Genomic DNA, 25,547 nt, shown 5'->3' with positions numbered 1-25,547 from the left:
GTTGACATGCTGTCAATCAAGCGTTTTTTGTTAAAGTTTCAGCCAACAGTGGCTCGGGAAAAAACCCGCAACCCACCAACAGAAGGAATACCGCCATGACTATGACAATCGCTCGCTATTTTAGCAATCGTGAGGCCACTCGCTTGCCCACCCTGCACTCACAAAATTTATTCGCTCTAACCAAAGAGGTGCGTATCGAACATCAAGGGGAAGAGTATCGCTTACGCCTAACTCGAAATAATCGTCTGATTTTAACCAAATAACCCATCAATGACACAAGCTTGGTGTTCCTTAGGTGGCAAATTCAATACCACTCAACAACACCAAGCAACCATTTAACATCATCTCACATTAAAACCAATAATGCCACGCAAAATCGTGGCATTATTTTTTTTGCTGATTGCAACACATTGCTTGGAGCGTTAAAATTTCCAGCGATAAATCATGTCCACCGTATTTTCAGTTGCTCGTGCCGCCTCAACATAAATGCGTCGTGTCAGCTGATAACGCATGGATAATGTTGATTCAGCATTAAATAGCCCTACGCCGTAGCGAATGTACAGGTCTGGACTGATATAGCCAGTCACGCTTACGCTTGTGTCTTCTGAATTGCCTGAGGCATCAATGGTCAGGCTCTCCAAACCGAACGCCTGTCCGATTTGATTGGTGATGTTTCTTGTGCCTGCAAAGCCAAGGTTGAGACCTGCCGCCGCCAAATTGTTAGTTACTTGCGAACGAAAGCCCTGCTCAGAAATCTGGCTATCAGCAGCCTCACTGATACGCCCTGTTACCAGTGCATTCATCGCCTGCTGCTCATTCAAACCTGCATCATTAAACACCGTGATTTCAGGATTGGCAACCGTACCTTTGATACGCACACCCACCGTACGACCTTCGATCTGCTTTTCGCCTTCAATCGATAGGCGAGGATTAAGCAGCTCGCCATTGAAGCGAATCTGGGCATAGTTTAATTCTAAATTTTGTCCGATGCCATCAACTTTGGTGCGCTCAGCGACTTGAATCAAACCTTTTGCTTGCATGTTTCCTTGACCTTGCTGCGTCAGATGTAAAGCACCCGCCAAAGGTAATTTGGCACCAAGACCTCGAAACACTACCTCATCACCCAAATCCAAGCCAATGCTGGCATTAATACTCCAGGGCTTCACTACTGCCAAGACTTGATCAATATTACCAATCGCACGGCGATCAAGCACGGTAACATCAGCAGACTCCGTGGTAATATTTGCCGTCGATTCAGGTGGTCTGATGATGGCACTCGGCACAGAAACCACCCCCTGAATGTCCACATACTGCTCAAATGGCTTGACCAACACTTCAATATCAGGTGTTGCTTTTGCCATCAGCATTGGGGGGTGAGTAATGTCTAGCTCTCTTCCTGATATTCGCATCTTCGCCCATAATGACTGCGACCAATCCATTTCACCGACCAGCTCGCCTACACCTGTACCTGCCATGAAGCCACCATTCAGATTGGCATTCGTCCCATCAATCACAATGTCAGCATTGATGTGATTTAAATTCAGTGGCATGCCCACAAGTGTTACCGCTCCATTTTCTAGGCTGGCATCACCATAAAATAATGGGCGTTTTAAAGTACCGCCAACACGACCTGACATTCTTGCCTTTCCTAACAGCGTTTGAAAATTGGGTAAGAATGGACGAATCACCGCAAGATTGATATCATCTACCTGCAAAGTACCGTCAATTGATTTGTCATCAGTGTATGGGTTTATGACCACATCAGCATGACCATAAGCCAACGAGCCTGCCACATCAGCTTGCAAACGCAATCCATCACTCACGCTGTCAGCAACAATAGCAATACGCTCATAGGGCATCTGTATGTAAGCACCTTCTTGGTCAAGTCCCACTCGACCATCATCAGAATATAAGGCTGCATTGACGCTTGGCTGCTGATTTTGTTGCCAAGATGCCTTTACATGACCATTGAGCGTTGATTGCCAACGAATGTCTTTGGGCAAAACTGCTGAGAATACCGTCGTATCCAAGTTTTTTATCACCAAATCCACATCGCCTGATGATGGCGAGTAATGTAGCGTGTCTTGTAAACAGATTGAACCAGCTTTGGCTTGATTGGCACCACTGCTTTGCCAACAATGTGCAGCCAAAGCAATACCGCCATCATCGATTTGATAACTAAATTCCGTCGGTTGAGACTGAGTCAGCAGTCCAAATCTAGAATGCAACACCCCATCACTCAACACCCCCAAATAACGACCATTTATCCGATCCAAACTGCCCTCAACCTTAGCCCTAATCTGATTGTCGGCAGATTCGGCACTAAATGCCAAAGTATGCTTTTGCTCCACTCCCTGAAAATCAAGTCGTGCCATCTTGATGATCTGCCCCATGGCGATGATATTTTTGACATCAATGAGCATCTGACTGTCAGCATTGCCCAGATTGACAATCTTGCCCAAAACTCGTGCTTCTTGCACCACCACATTTGCTGTACGCACACCACCTGCCACCATATCAACATATAAGGTTGGCAATGAGTTGCCGTCATCAAGTAAAATCACGCCACCTTTAATAGCGCCTGTTGTGCTGGGCATCACTTGGCTTAAATCAGTGATGGAGACACTGGTTGTCAGCTCTGATTTATCACCATCAAGATGAATGGCATTATCACCCAGCTTTATGGATAAACGATCTGCATTAAGATGCTTGATGATATTTTGAGTGCGACGCGCCTGTTCGTCGATTTGACCACGCAAAGCAAGTAACTCATCAATGTTTTTTGGCGTTTGTGTTTTTAGCTGATTAAAATAACCCACCAAGTCATTAGGAAGTGCCAAATCTGCCACCAAGGACCCCGTGGCATGAAAAGGCTGATTGCGTAAGCTGCCATGCAAGTTGAGATGTTCAATGGCGATGAGCTGACTGCTGTCTTGCCAATGACCATGCACCTGCAAATCACCTGTCAACTCACTAGGCACATCTTCCACGAATGCCCCAATATCAAAATGGTTGGCATTTGCCATCAAATCCCACGCATAGCCATCAGAAATGTCCACAAACCCTTTAGCTTGCAATTGACCAGCCCCACCACGATAATCCAAGCGATCAATGTGATATTTTCGCCCATCTCCTTTAATGTCCAAACCAAGCTCACCCTTAGGCAGTCTGTCATGTTCGATTTGACCATCAAATGTTGCCACCACATCAACAAGCGTCTGATCACGATAATGCCCGCTGGTCATCAAATTGCCAGTAATGACAGCCATCAGGTTGGCATCATCACCAGCGAATTTTTTTGTATCCACCTCGTCAAGTTTTGCTTGAATCTCCCAGCCAACACCATCTCTCAAATCAACCCTACCTGTCGCAGATACCTTGCCAGAGTCTGTGTTGGCATGAAGTCTGCTGATATTCACAGCATTCAAATCACCAGATACATCAAGCCCAATGGTCGTCTCTGCAATGTTTGGCATGAAAGACTGTCGAACATCTCCATCAAATCTGGCATCAAAATGTCGCACCTCGCCAGACTTTAAAAGCACAGTAGCATGACCCAAGCCTTTGACTGCAGTCGTTTGATTGTCGGTCAAGCCTGCCATCAAATCGACATGCTTAATGTCAATGTCATGCTCCCCAGTGCCATCTGCCATCTCCCTCATTCTACCAGTGGCCACAATCTGCCCAGAGACTTGTTGAAATGGTGTCTTATTTGGTTCATTAAAATAAGCATTGGGCATGAGTTTGTCAGCTGTTAAATCAAATTGCCACGCCAAAGGTCGTTGTGGTGTTGCCAAGTCAATACTTCCCTTGCCTGACAATCCCCCCACCACCCCATGATAGTGGAAATCTGATAAATGGATGCGATCACCGTTCTTAATGATTGCTTTAACAGCATAATCACCAGCAGGTGCTACTGACAGCGACTGAATACTCCCATGAGCATCAACATGCACATACCCCTCTTCTAGGCGAATGTTTGCCGACCCACGAGTGGATCTGATACTGTCTAAATTTGGCACATTGGTACGCACTAAATTGCGCCAATCAGCATCAATGTGCCAAGGTGCATTTGGGACATTCTGAGACTGAACGAGCGTGGCGGCGATCTCTTCACCGTCGTTTTGATTCAGATGCAAATCAAGACGCATTTCATCATCATTGAGATGATAACCAATACCCAACTCTCCTGTTAAAGTCTGTGGCAAATACGCTTCATATTCTCGATACTCAACAGGCAACGCTTCACGCACCTGATATCCTTGACCACTCAAAGTCGCTTGCAATTCAAAATCATCCACCCAAGACATCTGACCCTTGGCGAATAAAGTACCATTTGGCGTTTCTGCACGCAAAAACGGAATCTCCATACCACCATCTTGTATCAGACCTCGACCACGATACCGACCAGACGGTATGTCTTTGGCAACCAAATCCGTATTGATACGCAACTCAATACGACTGACGACACCCTCAGCGGTGATGGTACCGTGATGAAGCATGATGTTTTGTTCGGTGGCGTAAGGGAGTGATATTTCATCAAATTCAAGCTTGGCACTAAATGGCGAATCATCATCCATGCCTTGCGCGACGAACTCACCTTTGATGTCATGATCATTATATTTAGTGCTTAGCGTACCTACCGTGCGTTTAAGAGTACCCTGGGCGTGTGCATGCAAAGTACCGACATGAGCATTATTAAGAGCAGACACCGCCACATCAGCACGCAAATTCAGTGGATAGTCGCCAGCCAACTCAATATTACCATCAATATCGCTGACCGTTAACGCATTATCATAACGGATACTCGCCCCATTCAAGTGAACTTTCGTACCTGACCAAAGACCTTGCTTGATGCGAATGTCATGCAAATAAACAGGGGCTTTGGTGGCTTGTCGATACACAATCTGCTTGGCATGGGTATTTTCAAGCTTAATGGAGACTGGCAAATTAATGGTTGCATAGTCAAACGGCTCTCCTGTGGGCGGTTTCTTATTGACAATCTCAACTTTATCAATCTGCGTATCTACCAAATGCACTTGACGAGCTAAGATTGCCCGCCAACCAAGTTGAACATACGCTCGGTCTATATGAATCTCAACATCCTCACCTTGAGCGACAGTCACTTGAGACACCCACACACCATCTCTTAGGTTGCCTTCTGTATAGGTCAGACCTGTGCCAGTTTCAAGAGCGATTTTCTCCAATAAAAACTTCGTGCCACTTTGTGTTCCCATGGCATAAAACAACAATACCAGCATCAATGCAATTGCCACCAAAGATGCGATGATGGTGCGGATCAAATACACAAGCCATGTAGGTTTGGAGTGTTTGTTTGGAGTGTTATTAGAATGCTGAGTCATGGTTTAAGTAGATATTTTGTAGTAAAAAAGATAAGGCAACATATGATGTTCTGCCAAAAGCGCTTGCTCATCAAAACGGCGTGCCAATGAAAAAATGCAGTTTAACAGAATGCTTATCTTCTTTAACACCCGTTGCCACATCAACACGCACTTGACCCACAGGAGATGAATATCGCACCCCAACCCCTGCACCAATTTTCGTCTCATTTTTAAAATGCTTGTCGTAAGCATTGCCCACATCAGCAAATGCCGCCAAACGCAAGCCATTCATCACCTCGTAATTATACTCGCCACTTGCCACTGCCAGTATCTGCCCACCTGTCAAATAACCCTTGTCTGACATGGGTGATAAACTGTCATAACTGTAACCACGAATGCTCTGATCGCCCCCTGCAAAAAATCGCAATTTATAAGGCACGGCATCAAACCTATCTGCCCATAAATACCCCAAGCTTAAACTTCCGATCAGCTGATGCGCACGATTCTTACCATAAGCGTTATCACCAAAAGCATACGCACCGCCCAAGCCAATACGAGCGATCGCCATATTAGTATCGGTAGCCAAGCCTTTCGCCCCAACTTCCAGTGAGTATCTCTGACGATAACCACGCATTGGATTGACAGGATTATCTGTATTCGTCTTACTCAATACAACACCTGCCAGCAATGCCTCTTGGGTCGGTTTACCATCAATGAATCTTACTGGCAAGTCTTTTAATAATTCGTCAGGTGCACTCGTCTCAAGCTTATCTAGACGATAACGCAACGAGTAGCTTCGATTCCACCCAGCATCATTTGTGATGCTGCGGCTTAAGCTTTGCTGTAATGTGCGATTGGTTAAATCAAATGTCCCCTTACTACCACCAATCGTTTCTTCGTCATAACTTAAAGAAGCACGCAACTTGTCATTTAATGGATGGCTTACTGGCTTGGTCGTGTACAGGCTGACTCCTTTTCTTTCTTTGGATAAGCGAATGTCCGCACCTGCTTGATAACCTTGCTTATTGATTAAGTGATGTTCATATTTGGTAATTAAGCGTGGCCCGCCATCTGAACCCCAGCCCAAACCAATCTGTGCATCTCTTGGCTTATCAGTCATAACAAAGACATATAGTGGCACTTTTTTATCAGCATGAACCTCTTGCGGGGTTTTTTTGTTCGTCAAAGTTGGCACTTGAACATCGGCGGTGGCATCAAATCCATCTCCAGACTCATCAGGCAAAATCATCTTCGCCACACTACTCACCGCATCTGATATACGCCCCAAAATGCTTTTAGATTGCTTGCGTGTATCTGTGATAAGGAGGCGGTCTTCTGGCATATTGTACAATCGTTCAGCCTTTTGAGTAACCAGCATGAGCTTATCTTGAATGACTTGGGAAGTGTTAAACTCAATCGGTGCAACCTCAACCACCGCTCCATCACCCAAATCCACAGTTTGAGTGGCATTCTCGTCTGGCTTGTCGGTGTTCTCAAAAGACACCACTCCCTCTCGCCCTGTTTGGCTCTCTGGCAACACAGCCTCGGTATTGACAGCATTAAAATAACCAGTAGCCAGCAAATTACTACTCAAATCTCGCACGGCATTTCGGTTATACGCATCACCCATCTCAAAAGTAACCAGTTTTTGTAGCAACTCAGGCTTAACTGGCAGTTTGTTTGGATCGGTGGTTAACTGCCCTGTTTGTTCATCAAGGGTAAAAAACACCACATCACCAAAAGAGTATTGCTCACCACTGCGATACACCAAACTGACATCCGCCAAATTGTCTGGCAAAATCACATCAACTGAATTATCCAGCCATTTGCCATCAAAATACCCTTTCTCAGCACTGACATTCATGATGGCAGACTTGGCAGCTTCATAATTACCGTGATTAAAAACATCTCCTTGATGCAAATGGGAGTTTTCAATCGCTTGATGGTAGGCAGGGTCGCCCTCACCTTCGCCACGCACTTCCAAAGCTTGATTTAAGATGCGTACAGGCCCGCCAAGATCATTGATGATGACATTGACTTTACCACCACCCCCATCAGTGAGTTGAAAATCCACCTCATAATACCCCACCGCTCGTGCTGCCGCATTGACTGCTTGGCGTAAGCGTGGCAAAGCACTGTTAAAATCCAACACGCTTTGAGCAGTCATGTCTTCTAGCATTGCCTTTATGTTGGCAATCGGCTCTTTTTTTAGCTCGTTTCGGCTCATCTTGACAAGCTGATTGGTCGGATAAGCATCATTCAAAGCACCTTGACCTGCTGACATGCCTTTTGCATGATAAAACTCAGTTTCTACACGCACTACTTCTTCCACACCATCTTTAAACAGTCTGCCGTATAAGCGTTTGATGGCATTTGGCTTTTTAATGCCATCTTCTTTCATCATGCCATCCATGTCATGATAAGACTGTTTATTTTCCAAGGCATGATCAGATGTAAGATGACTTTGAACATCATCAAAAGCGTCATGAGCATCATCGATCAATGGCGGTGATGCCAAAGGTGCGTCCAACCCTAACGCTGGACTGTCTTCATTAAGACGAGATACCAATGATGCGTCAGTGATCGCTGTAATGAGTGGGTTTTCTTTGGCAGCATTTTGTAAACGACTTTCAATCTGTGATGGGGTGTAGAGTAAGACATCAGCAACCGCCTGTGCTGACTTATCACCCACATCTTCTATCAAGCCTGCTCGCACGGCATGCGTCGGCTGATTGGTCGTTGATGGTGTTGATGATTTGGCGGTGCTTGCCCATACCTGCTGACTTAGACAACACAACGCCATTGATAAAGCTGTGTGAGACAGGCATTTTTTATATCGCCGATCACTAACCTCAATAAAATCAACCATGCTACCACCCATCATTTTATGCCGCCAGTCTGCAACAATCCAAAAAACGCCCAAGAGAAATCAACAGAATGCCTAAAAAATAAACACAAACGAAAAATACCTGCTATTATAACAAATCAATCCATATTAACAATCATTTATTATCGAATTCAACCATGGCATCGCAATTTTCTTTATTCAAACATCGCCATTTTAGCGCCATGTTTTTTACTCAATTTTTGGGTGCGTTTAATGACAATGTTTTTAAACAATCATTGATTTTAATTCTGACTTATGTCGCCGCCACGAAGATGGGAATGGCAATCAGCACACTCAATAATTTAGCAGCCATGCTGTTCATCTTGCCTTATTTCTTATTTTCTGCTTTGGCAGGTCAAATTGCTGATAAATATGAAAAAGCCACACTCACTCAAAGCATCAAGCTGTTAGAAATGATCATCATGCTCATAGCGGCTGTGGGATTTTGGTTTGAGATCTATTGGTTGTTATTTGTGGCATTATTCTTAATGGGAACTCAATCCACTTTTTTTGGTCCGATTAAATACGCTTATCTGCCAGAAACGATGCACAAAGATGAGTTGATCGCTGCCAATGGACTGTTTCAGACAGGCACCAGCCTTTCCATTTTAACAGGCATGATGGCAGCAGGGTTACTCACTCAGCTCAATGATGCCACAATCTGGCTAATCATCACCACCTTATTGGTAGCAATCTTAGGATACATCGCCGCCAAATACATTCCAAAGACACCATCACACGCTAAAGATTTAACCATCCGTTGGAACATTTTTAGCACAAGCTTTGATGTCATCAGATACTTATATACAATGCCTTTATTGTTTTTTGTCATCATTGGCAACAGTTGGTTTTGGTTTTATGGGGCGACCTTCTTAACGCAGGCACCAGAATTTAGCAAAGTCATCTTGCATGGCGATGAATCGGTGGCCATCTTTTTATTGACGCTCTTTTCAGTAGGCGTGGCATTAGGGTCTTTACTGTGCAAAATCTTGGTTAAAAATCAAATCAGCCTCCGCTTGTTGCCAATTGGCATCATGGGGCTTAGTCTTTTTGCCATCGATTTGTATTTTTCATCATCTGGAATCACTTCATCAAACACCGTCAGCACCCAAGACATCAGTGCGTTGATGTCAATGCGTGGCGTTTGGCGAGTCTTTATTGATTTGTTATTACTTGGGTTTTTTGGCGGCATCTATATTGTACCTTTATACGCCTGCATGCAAGCATACGCTCCCATCAGCCATCGCTCACGAATCATTGGTGCGAATAATATTTTTAATGCCATATTCATGGTGGGTTCAGCAATTTTTTCCATGATTACCCTGACACTCGTCCATCTAAGCTTGCCTCAACTTTTCTTAGTTTGTGGCATCATCAATTCATTCTTTGGCATTTTTTTATATCGCAAACTTTCACATCACAAAATCAGTAGAACCCCAAAAAACCAATGAACCCACCATCTAGTTAAGTTACAATTAAGCAATGAACTTGCGACAAACGCTTGAAAAAATTTATCAAGCCATTAAGATAAGTCTGTTATTATTGACAGCATTTTTAATACATTAATCAAATTAATTAAGGAAATTTCATGAAGAAACTCACCGCCATTACATTAAGTTTAGCCATGATTGGCTTTAGTAGTGCACACGCCAACCCAAAAAAAACAAACGCCTCTTTGCCCACCATAGAACCCTCGTCAGTAGACGCCAATAAACCTCTTAGCCCAGCGATGCGTGGTGAGATTACCACAACGATTGTCAACAATGAGGCCGCTAATTTACTCACCAATCCCATTAAAGGTCTACCAACACCCACCTCACAACTAAGCAATATCCAACATCTACCAACCGTTATCATACCCGCCAATCAATCAGGATCACTCCGCATCGACACCACGCTCATCGATGACTTTATCAGTACCATTTCACCAAATGCTCGCCACTATCCAACAGTCTTTCCAAATGCCACCGCCGAATATCTTGCAAAGCAAAATATCAAGCACTTATCAGACTGGATAGAGTCCTATGCAAGTGCCCCAGACGCCTCTTTTGATGTCGTATTGCGTGCTGCAAAAATCAATGGCATCGCACGCAACCTTAATGTCGGCACAGACTATTCCGTGCGTGCATCCAAACACATGCAAAAAGCACTGCGCTTAAAACCAAAAGATGCTGAAGCCAACTTTCTATTTGGCATGATGCTAAGTGAATCTGGTGGTTTTGTAGAAGGTAAAAAATATCTAGAAAAAGCAGCTTCTTTAGGGTATGTCGAGGCCGAACAAAGTCTGGCTCAAGCCGATCTGCTTAATGACAACAGACCGCTGGCACTAAGTCGCCTAAAAAAACTACAAGCACAATACCCATCAAACACCCAAATCGCCCAACAAATCCAAATCATTGAGCAAGGTGATTACTACATTTGGCAAAATGATGGTAAACCCGTCAATATCAAGCCAGTACAAAGATGAGTATGAGGTCGCCAAACAAGCATTTCCGTACAAAAAAAATCTGTCTTTGTGTCTTATGCCCAAAGACAGATTTTTATTCCATGCCAAGATTGACCTCAATCCTCCAATGTTTGACAGCACATGTTCACAATTCCAGACCATTCCAGACCGTATCTGATTACCTGCCAACTGCAAACCAACCTTCTGATAACATATTCAGGTACATCATGAAAAAACCCCTAAAGCCATCACTTTAGGGGTTTATTAATCTTTGGGTGATCTTTTGGATCATCTTAAAGATTATTCTTCATCTTCATCAGCAATTGGTGCATCTTCAGGCAAGATGGTTACCAAAATTTCAGCTGAGATATCGTGGTGTAGTTGAATGGTAACTTTATACTCACCAACTTGACGGAATGGGCCTTCTGGCAACTTAACTTCCACGCGATCCACTTCCAAACCAGATTTGGTCAATGCGTCAGCAATATCTCTAGTACCGATAGAACCGAACAACTTGCCTTCATCACCAGATTTGGCACGCATGATCACATTCACATCTGCCAAAGCATCGGCACGATTTTGAGCTTCTGCCAATTCTTTAGCTTCGATCGCTTCAAGTTCAGCACGGCGAGCTTCAAATTTGGCAATATTTGCTTCATTTGCTGGCAGTGCCTTACCTTGTGGGATAAGATAGTTACGACCGTAACCTGCTTTTACATCAACTGTCTCGCCAAGTTTACCAAGATTAACGACACGCTGTAATAGAATAACTTGCATGGGTGATCTCCGTTAATTACTTGTGGTTGTCGGTATATGGCAACAAAGCCAAATAGCGAGCTTGTTTGATCGCAACAGCCAACTGACGCTGATACTTGTTAGAAGTACCAGTGATGCGGCTAGGAACGATTTTACCATTTTCACTGATGTATTGTTTTAGCAACTCTACATCTTTATAATCAATGTGCGTGATGCCTTCAGCGGTGAAACGACAGAATTTACGACGACGATAGAAACGAGCCATTTAGCTTCTCCTTATAATTATTCGCTGTCGGTAGCAACATTCTCACTGTCAACAGTGCGAACATCGTTACGACGGTTGGCTTTACGAGCACGCTTATCTTCAGCTTCTTTCGCCAATGGCGATTGTTCTGTGATGGCGCTGTCACGGCGGATAACTAGGCTACGAATGATTGCATCGTTGTACTTGAACAACTCTTCTAACTGAGCCAAAGTCGTATCGTTACACTCGATGTTTAATAACACATAGTGTGCTTTGTGGATTTTATTGATTGGATAAGCCAACTGACGACGACCCCAATCTTCTAAGCGATGATTTGCACCACCATTATCTTCCACGATAGAACGATATTTTGTTACCATGTCGGCAACTTGGTTGCTTTGATCTGGGTGAACCAGTAGCACCACTTCATAATGTCTCATAAGGACTCCCTACGGATTAAAACAGCCGTCATTTGACCAATGACGGCAAGGAGATGTAAATTTTAAGAAATATTAAAAATCACAAGTCAGCTATTATACACATTCTTTTAAAAAAAACAAGCCCCTAGCATGCTTGCATTCAGGGCTTTATTTATCATCAATACTCAAATACCTATTTAAGTGTTTCAGATTTTGCTAAGCGTTGCTTTTCTTGCTGAATCCACGCCATCTCTTGATTTTTAGCAATCCCCTTTTCTATGACGCTACGCAATAGCTGCCAAATCGCCCCAATCACCAAAAACGCCGCAAAAGTTGCTAAAATGGGTAAAGAGCTGCCAACCACTTCGACAAAATTTTTCATGAGTAAAGAGTGAAACACGCCAATGATGGCAGGGGCAACCACCCCCTCTTCTCCAGCAGCACCACCTGGTGCGAACAATAGCGCTGCTAAAAATGCCCAGCTGATGCCACGAATACCAACAGGCAAGATACGCATGATGGGTATCCACAATAATAAAACAAGCACTGATGCGATGACATACACCACAAGTGGCAAATATTCATCTGGCACGCCTGCAACCAAGTTTGACCACCAAACAATCAATCCTGCCAAATGTTCACTGACACTATCTAACGGTAGGTTTTTGATCCAATCCATAATACATACTTCTTAATTAAATAACTTCACTTTATTTTAACACAGATCAACCAAGTCATATCACCCATGAATGATGACGCATGTTTTAAAACAGTCAGTCATATTGCTTATCTTGTAATGCTTGAGCTTTTGCCACTGCCTGTGCTGCCAATATATCCGCAGGCGGTGCTTGAACATAATAGCCTTGTTCAGCAAGCTTTGCTTTGACTTCATGAATGTCTGCCCTTGCCAGCTTATCACGCGCATCCAAATCCAAATGCAACACAAAAGTACCAAGCCCTAACTTTTGACGAATGTCGCTCGGCAACACACCAAGCCAATCACGAATTTCATCAGTATCGTTGGGATAATTTGGACGAGCAATATAGACATACCAACCTTCATTTTTGGCAAATTTATAGACATCGCAATGCATGACTTTACTCTCAATCTGTTGACTTATTTGAATTCATGGGAATTACTGATAATTTTTCATAAAATTTAAAAATTTTACTTGTAAATTGTATCATTATTTTTCATAATAAGTACAAATTTAATTTTCAGAAGAGATTTTTTGCTCTTCATTGTCGCAATGACAGGCAAAAAACACCGAAGGCGTCAATTCAACCCTACAATCGCTCAGGTAAAAGGACTGAAAATTGGTAGAAATATCTGGAGAGATTGCATGGAAATTTTATGGCAGTTGTTAAGATTTCAATGGCATGCAACACCGAAGAATAAAAGGTAAACCGCATTTACCGAAAATCTCAGGTAACAAGACAGATGGGTTGCTTAAATTTTGAATGTTGATTAAAATGATGTGCTTGATCATGACCATACAATCTTATTTGAGTGCAAGCATTCTGATGGTGTCATCAGCTCATCTTAATATATAAGGTAAAGGAAACTAAAAATGTCTACTCCACAACGCACCCCCCTTTTTGATGCTCATGCCGCTCACAACGGTAAATTGGTTGACTTTGGTGGATGGGAACTGCCCGTTAATTATGGCTCACAGATTGATGAACATCATGCGGTGCGTACAGACGCAGGCATGTTTGATGTCAGTCATATGCTGGTTACTGATGTGGCAGGATCTCAAGCCAAAGCATTCATGCAAAAATTGCTTGCCAATGATGTTACAAAACTTTCGTTTGTCGGTAAAGCTTTATATTCAGCCATGCTTAATGAAGAAGGTGGCGTGATTGATGATCTGATTGCTTATCGCACAAGTGAAGATGAGACCACCTATCGCATCGTTTCAAATGGAGCGACTCGCGAGAAAGACTTGGCACATTTTGCCAAAGTTGGAGCAGAGTTTGGCGTAACCTTGACACCTCGTTATGAGTTGGCCATGCTTGCCGTACAAGGTCCAAAAGCCGTTGAAAAAATGCTGACAGTCAAGCCTGAATGGGCAGACAAGGTAAACGCATTAAAACCATTTGTGGGCGTTGATTTGGGCAATGACTGGTTTGTGGCTCGTACAGGCTACACAGGCGAAGATGGCGTGGAAGTGGTCATGCCAGCGGACGCATCGGTCGGTTTTTTCAATGAGCTTGCCAAAGCAGGTGTTCAGCCTTGCGGTCTTGGGGCAAGGGACACTCTTAGAATGGAAGCGGGCATGAATCTGTATGGCAATGACATGACCGATGAAGTCAGTCCACTTGAAGCAGGCATGGCATGGACAGTAGACCTAAAAGACGACACGCGTGATTTTATTGGCAAATCGGCTTTGATTGCGTTAAAATCAGCAGGCATTCAAGTCAAGCAAGTCGGTTTGTTGTTAGAAGAAAAAGGCGTCATGCGCGCAGGCATGGAAGTCGTTACCGAAAACGGCAACGGCATTACTACCAGTGGCGTATTTTCTCCCACACTGTCTCAATCCATCGCCATTGCCCGTGTGCCTGCTGACTTTACAGGCGAGCGTGCAAAGGTGATTATGCGTGGTAAAGAAGTGGAAGTGCGTGTGCTTAAATTACCATTTGTTAGAAATGGTAAAAAGCAGTTTGATTAAATTTTGATTACAATTGAAGGTATGAAATAAATATCATACCTTACAATTAATTTCAAATAAGAATGGGGAAATTTTTAAAATTCAGCATTGTTACTTTGGTGATTTTTTTTGCTGTTTAAATTAAAAAATATTGCTTGTGTTGCAACACATTATTGCACAAAGCCTTATAAATTTAACCCTCAAACAGAAGTTGATACTTATATTTGCGATTTGGAAATTTACCAAAAATGCATGGCTGATCAAGAAGCTGTTACTGAATATAAGCAAGTTATGAACTCCCTCTAATTGACTTTTTTACTTTGGAGTGAATTTTGGTAAACAAACTATCAGAATGGTATATCAATCTAACAAAAGGACAAAAAATACTTGTATGTATTACATCCTTTTGTCTTACATCATCATATGTAGGCGTTATTTTTTAGCCATATTGCCATATTTAGAGTTAGAGAAAAGAGGAATATAAATTCCATATTTCAAATTGAAAAATTTCCTAATTCTTAAAATAATTTATCTAATTTTTAACTTTAACCCTAACGGAGTTTTTTATGAGTAACATTCCTAGCGAATTGAAATATGTAGCCAGTCACGAATGGTTACGCTTAGAATCTGATGGCACAATCACTGTTGGCATCACCGACCACGCCCAAGATTTGCTTGGCGATGTGGTTTTTGTTGAATTACCAGAGGTGGGTAGCGAAGTAGAAGCCGACCAAGAGATTGCCGTTGTAGAGTCTGTCAAAGCCGCCAGCGATGTCTACGCCCCCATCAGTGGCGAAATCATTGAAATCAATGAAGAGCTGGTGGACAGCCCAGAGCTTGCCAATGAAGACCCTTATGGCAAGGCGTGGTTTTTTAAAGTCAAACCCACCAACTCTGCTGACTATGACAATCTAATGAGTGCGGACGAGTACGAAGAAAGTCTGTAATTCGATAAAAACAAGCGTAAGTTTTATAAATTTACGCTTGTTTTGATTTTTGGTTTATAGATAACTGATTTTTAGCGTAGGGTATTAAATAAACGCCAAGATAAATGCATCTGTATAGCACCGTCTACAAATGCAATAATGCCCAATCAATATTATGGGGAATTGTAATATGGCAAACAACTTATACTCTTACAATGATTTTTTTCCAACACCAAAAAAATCATTGCCAACTTGGGTTTTAAAATCTTTTCATGAGTTTAATGAAAATATCAATAAAAAAGATTTTCCTTGTTTACTTGGCATGATTGCACATAGAAAACAATTAACGAAAGTCGGATTTATTGAAAATGATGAGCCAAATATTGGGTTAAAAATGTCTAAAATAATACAAGAGTATCTTGATATTCTAAGAAGTTTGGAGAATAAAGAACAAAAAGGATTATTGCCATTAATCATATTTTTGGAATTAAGTGATGAAAAATCTCTTGAAGACACTCATGATTCTGCTTGGAATGCATTAACAAAAGCACACGAATATGACCCTAGCGAGTGGATAAAAGATATTCCAAAAGACTCGTCATCTCCAAACTTTGCTTATTGCTTTGATAATGAGATTTGGTTTGTCAATGTCAGCAGTCCGTTTCACGATAAGAGAAAATCACGCAATCTTGGCTCATCTATTGTACTAGCAATGCAAACATTATCAGGCTCAAACTGTTTTTACAAAGACTTTGATGATAAGCTTACTTGGCAAAAGAAAATCGGGAAAAGAACCAAAAATTATGATGATGGCATGGAGGTGTATGAAGGTCTAGGTTCACTATTTAATCACGGAAAACCAAGACCATTGCCAGAATCTTATTTTTTACCAGATAATAATGATGTTTTTTTTGATAAATTTTGGGAAAAAGACATATATAAGTACACTCATATTTTATTTGATTTTGATGGAACCATTGCCGACTCATCTGAATGTGCAATTATATCTACACAAAGGGCTTTTTCAGAAATGAAACTCCCTGTTCCAACAGCAGAAAAGATTGTACACTTAATGGGAATACCAATAGAGCGATCTTTCAAAGAAATGGGGGCGAATAAGTTAAGCTTATCCAATTTTGAAAAATTACTTTCTATATTTAGAAGCATATATAGAATAGAGTCAGAAAATCATATTAAGGCTTTTCCTTATATGAAAGAATCTTTGATTGAATTAAAAAATCAAGGCAAAAAAATTGCTATTGTTACAAGCAAAAAAACTGATGTTGCCATTCGTAATATCAACCAACTAGGCATTGAAAAATATATTGATTTTGTGGTTGGAGCAGACCAAGTTACTAAGCCAAAACCAAATCCAGAATGTATTTTGGTAGCTTTGGATTTTTTTGGTATTTCCAAACATTCTTTGCAAAGAGTGATGATGATTGGAGATACGACCTTTGATATTATGGCGGGAAAATCCGCAAATGTGGATACCTGTGCTGTCACTTGGGGTTCTCATAATCAAAAAACACTAAAAGAATCCAATCCAAGCCACATTGCAGAAGATTTTCATTCTCTAGTGACAATTCTTAGCAAAAAATTGATTGCTTGTCCATTCAAAAATCAATCAAATAAAAAACACCCTTTCCATCCAACCCTAACCTAAAAAAGGATAACTTATGTCGTTCAACACCTTTTCCGACTTATTTTATGAAAACGCCTTTGTGCATCGACACCTGGGCAATAACCAAGAAGAGCAACAAGCACTTTTAGGTGCTGTTGGTGCTAAGACGCTTGATGAATTTGTGGACAGCGTCGTTCCTCAGTCAATACGATTAAATAAAGACTTGGATTTACCACCTGCCATGAGCGAACACAACGCTCTTGCCAAACTGCGTCGAATGGCAGATAAAATTACCGTTGCCAAAAGCTATATCGGTCAAGGTTACTCGCCCACTCGCCTGCCTGCGGTCATTCAACGAAATGTGCTTGAAAATCCCGGCTGGTACACTGCCTACACACCTTACCAAGCTGAGATCGCCCAAGGTCGCTTAGAAGCCCTTTTAAATTTCCAACAAGTCTGCATTGATTTGACAGGCATGGATTTGGCAGGGGCAAGCTTGCTTGATGAAGCAACGGCAGCTGCTGAAGGCATGGCGATGGCCAAGCGTTGTAGCAAATCCAAATCCAATCAATTTTTTGTTGATGATCGCACTTATCCACAGACTTTAGATGTCATCAGAACTCGTGCTAAATATTTTGGCTTTGAGGTGGTGGTTGGGGATTTTGCCACTGCTAAAAATGGCGATTACTTTGGAGCATTTTTCCAGTATGTCGGCAAGAACGGCGATGTGGTGGACTTGACCGATGTCATCTCTAAGGTCAAAGCCAACAACACTTACGCCATCGTAGCAACCGATATCATGAGTCTTGTGCTACTTAAATCCCCTGCTCAAATGGGGGCTGATATCGCCTTAGGCAGCACGCAAAGATTTGGCATTCCAATGGGTTTTGGTGGTCCACATGCTGCTTATTTTGCCTTTAAAGACAAGGACAAACGCTCCGCCCCTGGTCGCATCATCGGCGTTTCCAAAGACGCACAAGGTAATACCGCTTTACGCATGGCTTTGCAAACTCGTGAACAGCATATCCGTCGTGAAAAAGCCAACTCCAACATCTGCACAAGTCAAGTACTTTTGGCAAATTTGGCAGGCATGTACGCTGTCTATCACGGCCCAACAGGTCTAAAGCGTATTGCCAGCCGAATCCATGCTTTGGCAGTGGCTTTTTATGATGCCATCAAAAATGACTTCACGCCTGTTAGCGATGTGTTCTTTGACACCATCACTATTAAAACCGACAAAGCAGACGAGCTTGTCAAATCAGCAAAATCAAAAGGCTACAATCTTTTTTACAAAGATGATTTGGTGGGCGTATCCTTCCATGAATTGTCTGACAAAAAAGAATTCGATGAGTTGTGTGAGATTTTTGGGGTTACTGGCAATCTTGATGTGGTTAAAAACACACTTGGCGAACTCAATCGCAAAGATGACATTTTGACCCATCCTACTTTCAACAGTCATCATACCGAACATCAAATGCTTCGTTATCTAAAATCATTAGAAGATAAAGACTTAGCAATGAACCGATCCATGATTTCCCTAGGTTCTTGCACAATGAAGCTTAATGCCACCAGTGAGATGTTGCCAATTACTTGGAATGAGTTTGCCAATGTGCATCCATTCGCCCCAAGTGAAGATACTGTAGGCTACATTGAGATGATTGCAAGCTTACAGGACCAATTAAAAGCCATCACAGGCTTTGATGAGATCTCCATGCAGCCCAACTCAGGTGCCAGCGGTGAGTATGCAGGCTTATTGGCCATTCGTCGTTACCACGCCTCTTGCAATCAAGAAGAACGCAATGTCTGCCTAATCCCACGCTCAGCACACGGAACCAACCCAGCCACAGCACACATGTTAGGCATGCAAGTGGTGGTGGTCGCTACCGATGCCAATGGCAATGTGGATTTTGCTGATTTGCAGGAGAAATGTGAAAAACACAGCGACAAGCTAGGTGCATTGATGATCACCTATCCATCAACGCACGGCGTGTTTGAAGAAGGCATTCGTGATATCTGCGATTTGATTCATCAACATGGCGGACAAGTCTATATGGATGGTGCCAACATGAATGCACAAGTAGGCATCATGCAACCTGCTGATGTCGGTGCTGATGTGCTACACATGAATCTACATAAGACCTTCTGCATTCCTCATGGCGGTGGCGGACCAGGCATGGGCCCTATCGGACTAAAATCGCATTTGGCACCTTTCATCGCCAGCCACAGTGTCAATCCTGTATTCAATGCAACCACCAATCAATCCGCCGTGTCTGCAGCACCTTATGGTTCAGCAAGCATTCTACCCATCTCATGGATGTACATCACAATGATGGGGCATGATGGTCTGTTGTCAGCCACCAAGCAAGCACTTTTAAATGCCAACTACATTGCACAATCCCTAAAAGATGATTATCCAGTACTGTACACAGGTAAAAATGGGCGCGTAGCACACGAATGCATCATTGACATTCGTCCACTTAAAGAACAAACAGGCATCAGTGAAACAGACATTGCTAAGCGTCTGATGGACTATGGCTTCCATGCGCCAACAATGTCTTTCCCTGTAGCTGGCACTTTGATGATTGAGCCAACAGAAAGCGAAAGTAAAGATGAGCTTGACCGTTTCATCTTCGCTCTAAAACAAATCAAACAAGAAGCCTTAAAAGTAAAAGCTGGCACAGACGGCTGGACAGCTGATAATAACCCATTGGTGAATGCACCACACACGCAAGATGTCATCATTGGTGAGTGGGACAGACCATACGATCGTGAAGTGGGAGCATTCCCATTACCTTATGTCAAAGCACATAAGTTTTGGCCAACAGTCGGTCGTGTGGATGATGTGTATGGCGACAAAAATCTGATTTGTAGCTGTCCAAGCATTGATCACTACGAGTCATAAAAAATCATTTTTTGATGTCATCACATAATAAAAACATTGCTCAATGATTATTGGGCAATGTTTTTATTGGGTCATCACCAATTTCTTGCCATCGTGTAGCTAACTTAAAAATGACATCAGCAGTCTAGTCATCATGGTGGCACCCACCCTTTCATCACACCAAGCTTAATTTTTGATTAAAATATTGAACAAACCAATCTAGTGCCATGTCATAACCCAAATCACCAAGGCCACAAACCACACCTACCGCTCGATCAGAAAAATAAGAATGGGTACGAAAGGGCTCTCTGGCATGAATATTAGACAGATGAACCTCAATAAACGGCTTATTCGCTGCCAACAAAGCATCTCTGATGGCGACAGAAGTGTGTGTGAATGCAGCAGGATTGATGATGACACCATCAAATTGCAGGGCCTCATCCGCCAATAAACCCAACTCACCAATTTTATCAACAATCTTGCCTTCGTGGTTAGATTGGAAAACAGTCAGTTGTATGCCATGGTTACTTGCTTTTTGTTTTAATCGACACTCAATGTCAGTGAGCGTCAAAGAACCATAGATGTGCGGCTCTCTTTTGCCTAATAAATGCAAATTTGGTCCATTTAATAGTAAAATGTGCGGTCTATTCTTAATCATGCCTCACCCACGATGATGAAAAACAATGGTTTAAATGATTATGGCAGATTTTTACAGAGTTTGGACGCATTGTCAATAAGTGCATCAACCATTCAGACTTTTCTGATGAAATTATTAATAAAGCATGAAAAACGCTTGTATTCTTAATTCATCATTGGTATGATAATTTGAGCAGTTAGGTCTTATTCAAGCTTATTTAATTTCATAAAAAGCGAATATGGCAACTGCGTCGGAATCAATACTGATTCAACACAGTTAATAAGCTTGCGATGAGTATCGGTCAAGCATTTTTATAGGAAAAGAATATGTCAGCTCGTGAACAAGGCACTGTCAAATGGTTCAACGACTCTAAAGGTTTTGGTTTCATTCAGCGTGCAACAGGTGAAGATGTTTTTGTGCATTTTCGTTCAATCTTAGGTGAAGGCTACCGCTCTTTAAAAGAAGGTCAAGCCGTTGAGTTTGTTGTTACCGAAGGCGATAAAGGACTGCAAGCAGAAGAAGTTACAAAACTTTAAGTCATCTTCAAGCAAATCTGTTACTCATATTCTCCATCGTTTGTGTGGTGGTGATTTTGCAAAGCATTGATAAATTGCTATAATAAGCACTTCTTATCAATCCACTATTAATATTTGAGGTATTTATGCACATTTTAAACAAACTGTTAGCGGGTGCGTTGACTGCAAGCATCTGTATGACTGCATCCGCTGCCAGTGGCACAACAAACACCACTGAATCTAATACTGTTGCGACACAAGCAAAAGAACCGACCAACAAAGAAAAAGCAGCGTTTGGCATTTGCAACATCGTAGTTGACGGCGTGTTTAACATCGCTGCAATGCGTCAAGATGGCATCAGTCAAAGTGATGCTCAATCACAATTTAAGAAAGCCTCTGATGCACTGGTCAAAGAGTTTGGTGATGATGAAGTTACTTCTTTCATTAAAGAATTTTGGCAACACGGATTGAATGAAATCTATAAAGAGCAAATTGAGCAGACCGATGATAAAAAACAAAATTTCGTTCATGCTGCCAGTGCTGACGCTGCCCATGCGTGCTTAGACATACTTTTGGGCAATGAAAGTAAGGCAAACACCCCTAACAAATAGTGAATGATTTTTTAAGGATGAGTTTTGAGTTCTAACACACTCACGCCCAATCATGAAAGCGGTGCATTTGAATATTTTACTGATTTACCATTATCAGATCAGATTTTAAAGTCTGTGCGTGCGTTAAATTTTGAAAAATTAACACCCATTCAATCACAAATCCTACCTCATACTTTGGCAAACCAAGATGCGATAGGACAAGCACAAACAGGAACAGGCAAAACAGCGACTTTTTTGATTACCATCATTGAGTCGCTACTCAAGCGTCCTTTTACAAAAGATGAAAAGCGGTTTTTGTGTGAGCCGCGTGCATTGATTTTGGCACCAACCCGTGAGCTGGCTCAGCAGATTTTTTCTGACTGTCGTGAGCTGACGAGGTTTGGCAACTTTTATAATTTATGCATAACAGGTGGCGTGGATTTTGAAAAACAGGCCAAGCAGCTTGAACGCAGACCACTTGACATTTTAATCGGCACTCCTGGTCGCATCATTGATTGGGTGCATAAGGGGATGTTGTTCTTAGATAGAGTGGAGGTCTTTGTACTTGATGAAGCTGATCGCATGCTTGACATGGGATTCATCCCCGATATTAAAAGAATTGTACGCCACCTACCCACCAACACCCATCGCCAAAGCTTGTTATTCTCAGCGACATTTAATACCGATGTCATGAATTTGGCATATCGCTGGCTATATCATCCTACTTTTGTAGAAATCACCCCTGAAAGCAAAACCAACACAGCCATTGATCAGCAGTTTTATTTACTGACTGAGCGTGAAAAAATGGCAGCATTGCGTGAAATTTTATCCGATGATGATGTTAAAAAAACCATCATTTTTGCCAATCGCAAAGATCAAGTCAAGCGTCTTTATGATAATTTACGCCGCCAGTTTGAAGTATCCATGCTGTCAGGCGATGTCTCTCAACAAAAGCGAGAACGGTATCTACAACGCTTTAAAGATGGAGAAGTCAACATTTTAGTGGCAACCGATGTGGCAGGACGAGGCATTCATGTGGATGATGTAACTCATGTCATTAATTTCACCCTGCCAGAAATGCCCGACGACTATGTGCATCGCATTGGACGCACTGGACGAGCTGGACATGCTGGCATATCCATCAGTTTTGTGAGTGAAAATGACGCTTTTAATCTCCCCGCACTTGAAAAACATCTTGAGACGCAATTTAAGCTGACTCAATTTGTTTCTCAATCAAAGGGTGAGCGTTCTCCTGTTGGTAAAGAAACCGACCAGTTGGATTTTAATAATGATTTGGCAAGTAAATAATGAATCCACTGTTACAATTATCCCCTACCAATATCCCCTTATCACTCTACATTCACATTCCTTGGTGTGTTAAAAAATGCCCCTATTGTGATTTTAACTCACATGCTTTACCCATAAGTCAAGCAGGCGTCATGTCAGACACACCATTTGGTGAATATGTTGATGCATTGATTGCAGATTTAATCAGCCAACAGTCTTTCATACAAGGACGCAAAATTCATTCAATATTCATTGGTGGCGGCACGCCCTCACTGCTCCCAGTGGCAGAGTTTCAACGACTGTTTTCCGCACTAAAAAATCTTGTTGAATTTGAAAAAGATTATGAAATCACCCTAGAGGTTAACCCTGGTACAGTAGAACATGCCCCATTTGACGACTACTTGGAGATTGGCATCAATCGCCTTTCGATTGGTGTGCAAAGCTTTGATCACGACTCATTAAAAGCATTAGGACGCATTCACAATCCAACACAGGCGATTAATGCCATCATTAATGCCAAGCAATCAGGATTTCATCGCATCAATGTCGACCTGATGCACGGTCTGCCAAATCAGACGGTAGAGCTTGCGATTAAAGATTTAGAACAGGCAATGATGGCAGGAGCAACCCACCTTTCTTGGTATCAACTTACCATTGAACCTAATACCGCATTTTATCGCATGCCACCAAATTTACCGCATGATGAAACGCTTGAAAACATCGAAGAAGCTGGACAGCAGTTACTGACAGCATGGGGATTTCGTCATTACGAAGTGTCGGCATGGGCGGGCAAAAAAGACAAAGCCTGCCAACACAATCTGAATTATTGGCAATTTGGGGATTATTTGGCAATCGGTGCAGGAGCACATGGCAAGGTAACATTAAGACAGCATGATGATTTTGGTGATGGCATTTATCGGTTTAGTAAATCTCGTTTGCCAAAAGATTATCTAAACTTTTCACCATCAAACTCTCCAAAAATGATCAACTTCACAAAAATTGCTGAAGAAAATCTGCCGTTTGAGTTCATGATGAATGCTCTTAGATTGCGACATGGTGTAACAACACAGATGTTTGAAGAGCGAACAGGACTTTTGGTCAGTAGTATTGATAATGAATTATTGCCATTGCAGCATGAAGGGCTGATGGTGCATGATGCCACATTATTAAGTCCAACGGCAATGGGTTTTCGTTATGTGAATCATCTGGTGCGTGCCTTTTTATAAGACCATCTCCATACTTAATGACCATGATTGATGCGATAAATAAGCATAAAAAAATGTCGAAATGTGAACACTTCGACATCATGAGATAAAAAAGCCATCATTGCTTAATTTTTTTCTCAACTTTTTTTGCACTGTCTGTAACGGCATCACCTGCCTTCGAAACATCCTTACCAAAACCCTTAATGGTGTTACAGCCAGTAAGAACAAAGGCAACCGCAGTGGCAGCAATCAGTAACTTTTTCATGATGTTTTCCTTAAATTGCGTTTATCAAATTGGTAAATCAAGTCCTAAAAGAACCTCATTTCATCTTAACCCAGTTTAATGATTATTTGTGTAGCGAAATGCAACTTTAAGTAACTAAATGTAAAAAATTCATGCTTTTTAGCCACAAAATCCATCAACCACTAAAAAAGTAACAAACCATGTCAACCATTCACATCGTCTTATTTTCTCCAAAAATTCCCAATAATACGGGTAACATCGTTCGTCTGTGTGCCAACACAGGAGCCAAACTTCACCTGATTAAGCCCTTAGGTTTTGAACTCGATGACACCAAACTAAAGCGTGCAGGACTTGATTATCATGAGTACGCACAGGTGCATGTTCATGAAAATTGGCAAGCGTGTCGCCAGTCATTAGCCCAACTTGGCATCAATCAAATCGTCGCTTTGACCACCAAATTTAGCCACTCATTCTATCATCACACATTCGTTCATGAAGAAGGAGCGGACATTGCCATGGTATTTGGTTCAGAGACTGATGGCCTGCCTGCTGATGTGCGTGAAGACATTAGTGAGGAGAATTGGCTCAGATTACCCATGTTACCACAATCTCGCAGCCTGAATCTTGCCAACTCTGTCTCTATTTGCTTGTATGAAGTATGGCGACAACAAGGATTTGTCGGTGATGTGGGTGAAAGCATCGGCTATCACAGACTAAGTAGTCGTCCCTAATCACCCAAAATTCTCTCAATCATCACCAACCCCAAGCAATCCAAAAGTCGAAATAAGCCATCTTAACCAGACATCTTGTTTTTTAAATTTAATTCAAAAGCATCAGCTTTTCAATCCAAAAAAAATACAGCACCTCAAAGGGTGCTGTATATGAAACATGTC

At 42.1% G+C, this 25,547-nt stretch carries 21 protein-coding genes and 1 riboswitch; of the genes, 12 read left to right on the top strand and 9 right to left on the bottom strand.

What is annotated here, in order from left to right:
• The first annotated feature begins 95 nt into the window (after window positions 1–95).
• On the top strand, window positions 96–263 hold the full coding sequence (hemP, locus tag M2R47_RS06805) for a hemin uptake protein HemP (RefSeq protein ID WP_089540655.1): 168 nt from the start codon (window positions 96–98) through the stop codon (window positions 261–263).
• Window positions 264–422: 159 nt separating this feature from the next.
• Here hemP and M2R47_RS06800 read toward each other — a convergent pair whose 3' ends face one another.
• Both M2R47_RS06800 and M2R47_RS06795 read right to left on the bottom strand, forming a co-directional pair.
• Window positions 423–5,363 (bottom strand): translocation/assembly module TamB domain-containing protein, encoded by a 4,941-nt coding sequence (locus M2R47_RS06800; RefSeq protein ID WP_249100808.1) that lies wholly within the window; start codon window positions 5,361–5,363, stop codon window positions 423–425.
• A 70-nt stretch (window positions 5,364–5,433) separates the two neighbouring features.
• Window positions 5,434–8,211 carry an autotransporter assembly complex protein TamA gene (locus tag M2R47_RS06795; protein WP_249100806.1) on the bottom strand — a complete coding sequence of 926 codons (2,778 nt, stop codon included), beginning with the start codon at window positions 8,209–8,211 and terminating at the stop codon, window positions 5,434–5,436.
• A gap of 155 nt (window positions 8,212–8,366) precedes the next feature.
• On the opposite strand from M2R47_RS06795, the gene M2R47_RS06790 reads away from it, so the two are divergent.
• Both M2R47_RS06790 and M2R47_RS06785 read left to right on the top strand, forming a co-directional pair.
• A complete protein-coding gene (locus M2R47_RS06790) occupies window positions 8,367–9,680 on the top strand; it encodes an MFS transporter (RefSeq protein ID WP_249100803.1) in 1,314 nt (437 codons plus the stop codon).
• 137 nt (window positions 9,681–9,817) lie between these two features.
• Window positions 9,818–10,696: a hypothetical protein gene (locus M2R47_RS06785; RefSeq protein WP_249100801.1), complete on the top strand. Its 879-nt coding sequence runs from the start codon at window positions 9,818–9,820 to the stop codon at window positions 10,694–10,696.
• 279 nt (window positions 10,697–10,975) lie between these two features.
• On the opposite strand, the gene rplI is transcribed toward M2R47_RS06785, so the two are convergent.
• From rplI to M2R47_RS06760, 5 genes are all read right to left on the bottom strand, one after another.
• On the bottom strand, window positions 10,976–11,452 hold the full coding sequence (gene rplI / locus M2R47_RS06780) for a 50S ribosomal protein L9 (RefSeq protein ID WP_249100798.1): 477 nt from the start codon (window positions 11,450–11,452) through the stop codon (window positions 10,976–10,978).
• Window positions 11,453–11,468: 16 nt separating this feature from the next.
• Window positions 11,469–11,696, bottom strand: a complete 228-nt coding sequence (rpsR, locus tag M2R47_RS06775; protein ID WP_049235696.1) for a 30S ribosomal protein S18 — start codon at window positions 11,694–11,696, stop codon at window positions 11,469–11,471.
• A 17-nt stretch (window positions 11,697–11,713) separates the two neighbouring features.
• On the bottom strand, window positions 11,714–12,115 hold the full coding sequence (gene rpsF / locus M2R47_RS06770) for a 30S ribosomal protein S6 (protein ID WP_249100795.1): 402 nt from the start codon (window positions 12,113–12,115) through the stop codon (window positions 11,714–11,716).
• 172 nt (window positions 12,116–12,287) lie between these two features.
• Window positions 12,288–12,773, bottom strand: a complete 486-nt coding sequence (locus M2R47_RS06765) for a hypothetical protein (protein WP_249100793.1) — start codon at window positions 12,771–12,773, stop codon at window positions 12,288–12,290.
• Between the two features lie 94 nt (window positions 12,774–12,867).
• Window positions 12,868–13,188 (bottom strand): YcgL domain-containing protein, encoded by a 321-nt coding sequence (locus M2R47_RS06760; RefSeq protein WP_249100790.1) that lies wholly within the window; start codon window positions 13,186–13,188, stop codon window positions 12,868–12,870.
• Between the two features lie 115 nt (window positions 13,189–13,303).
• A riboswitch (glycine riboswitch) is annotated at window positions 13,304–13,417 on the top strand.
• A gap of 248 nt (window positions 13,418–13,665) precedes the next feature.
• On the opposite strand from M2R47_RS06760, the gene gcvT reads away from it, so the two are divergent.
• The 4 genes from gcvT (at window position 13,666) to gcvP (ending at window position 20,197) form a co-directional block, all read left to right on the top strand.
• Complete coding sequence (gene gcvT / locus M2R47_RS06755; RefSeq protein WP_249100787.1) at window positions 13,666–14,766, top strand: glycine cleavage system aminomethyltransferase GcvT; 1,101 nt, start codon at window positions 13,666–13,668, stop codon at window positions 14,764–14,766.
• Between the two features lie 545 nt (window positions 14,767–15,311).
• On the top strand, window positions 15,312–15,692 hold the full coding sequence (gcvH, locus tag M2R47_RS06750) for a glycine cleavage system protein GcvH (protein WP_249100785.1): 381 nt from the start codon (window positions 15,312–15,314) through the stop codon (window positions 15,690–15,692).
• Window positions 15,693–15,861: 169 nt separating this feature from the next.
• The gene (locus M2R47_RS06745) at window positions 15,862–17,337 is read left to right on the top strand and encodes an HAD-IA family hydrolase (protein ID WP_249100780.1); all 1,476 of its coding nucleotides are present in this window, start codon (window positions 15,862–15,864) and stop codon (window positions 17,335–17,337) included.
• Window positions 17,338–17,350: 13 nt separating this feature from the next.
• Window positions 17,351–20,197 carry an aminomethyl-transferring glycine dehydrogenase gene (gene gcvP, locus M2R47_RS06740; protein WP_249100777.1) on the top strand — a complete coding sequence of 949 codons (2,847 nt, stop codon included), beginning with the start codon at window positions 17,351–17,353 and terminating at the stop codon, window positions 20,195–20,197.
• Window positions 20,198–20,351: 154 nt separating this feature from the next.
• On the opposite strand, the gene aroQ is transcribed toward gcvP, so the two are convergent.
• Complete coding sequence (gene aroQ / locus M2R47_RS06735) at window positions 20,352–20,834, bottom strand: type II 3-dehydroquinate dehydratase (RefSeq protein WP_249100775.1); 483 nt, start codon at window positions 20,832–20,834, stop codon at window positions 20,352–20,354.
• 305 nt (window positions 20,835–21,139) lie between these two features.
• Between aroQ and M2R47_RS06730 the strand changes: the two genes are divergently transcribed.
• The 4 genes from M2R47_RS06730 (at window position 21,140) to hemW (ending at window position 24,431) form a co-directional block, all read left to right on the top strand.
• On the top strand, window positions 21,140–21,349 hold the full coding sequence (locus tag M2R47_RS06730) for a cold-shock protein (protein WP_249100772.1): 210 nt from the start codon (window positions 21,140–21,142) through the stop codon (window positions 21,347–21,349).
• 125 nt (window positions 21,350–21,474) lie between these two features.
• The gene (locus M2R47_RS06725; protein WP_249100769.1) at window positions 21,475–21,939 is read left to right on the top strand and encodes a hypothetical protein; all 465 of its coding nucleotides are present in this window, start codon (window positions 21,475–21,477) and stop codon (window positions 21,937–21,939) included.
• A gap of 24 nt (window positions 21,940–21,963) precedes the next feature.
• Complete coding sequence (locus M2R47_RS06720; protein WP_249100767.1) at window positions 21,964–23,226, top strand: DEAD/DEAH box helicase; 1,263 nt, start codon at window positions 21,964–21,966, stop codon at window positions 23,224–23,226.
• Complete coding sequence (gene hemW / locus M2R47_RS06715; protein ID WP_249100764.1) at window positions 23,226–24,431, top strand: radical SAM family heme chaperone HemW; 1,206 nt, start codon at window positions 23,226–23,228, stop codon at window positions 24,429–24,431. The genes M2R47_RS06720 and hemW overlap by 1 nt, the downstream gene beginning before the upstream one ends.
• Before the next feature lie 97 nt (window positions 24,432–24,528).
• On the opposite strand, the gene M2R47_RS06710 is transcribed toward hemW, so the two are convergent.
• Complete coding sequence (locus M2R47_RS06710) at window positions 24,529–24,675, bottom strand: entericidin A/B family lipoprotein (RefSeq protein ID WP_249100761.1); 147 nt, start codon at window positions 24,673–24,675, stop codon at window positions 24,529–24,531.
• A gap of 179 nt (window positions 24,676–24,854) precedes the next feature.
• Here M2R47_RS06710 and M2R47_RS06705 point away from each other — a divergent pair, with 179 nt between their 5' ends.
• Window positions 24,855–25,385, top strand: a complete 531-nt coding sequence (locus M2R47_RS06705) for a tRNA (cytidine(34)-2'-O)-methyltransferase (protein ID WP_249100758.1) — start codon at window positions 24,855–24,857, stop codon at window positions 25,383–25,385.
• Window positions 25,386–25,547 lie beyond the last annotated feature (162 nt).

It is taken from the genome of Moraxella oculi, assembly GCF_023336735.1.
GTDB classification, from domain to species: Bacteria; Pseudomonadota; Gammaproteobacteria; order Pseudomonadales; family Moraxellaceae; genus Moraxella; species Moraxella oculi.
The sequence above is the reverse complement of the archived record's forward strand: the minus strand, read 5'-3'. Positions and strand labels throughout refer to the sequence as shown.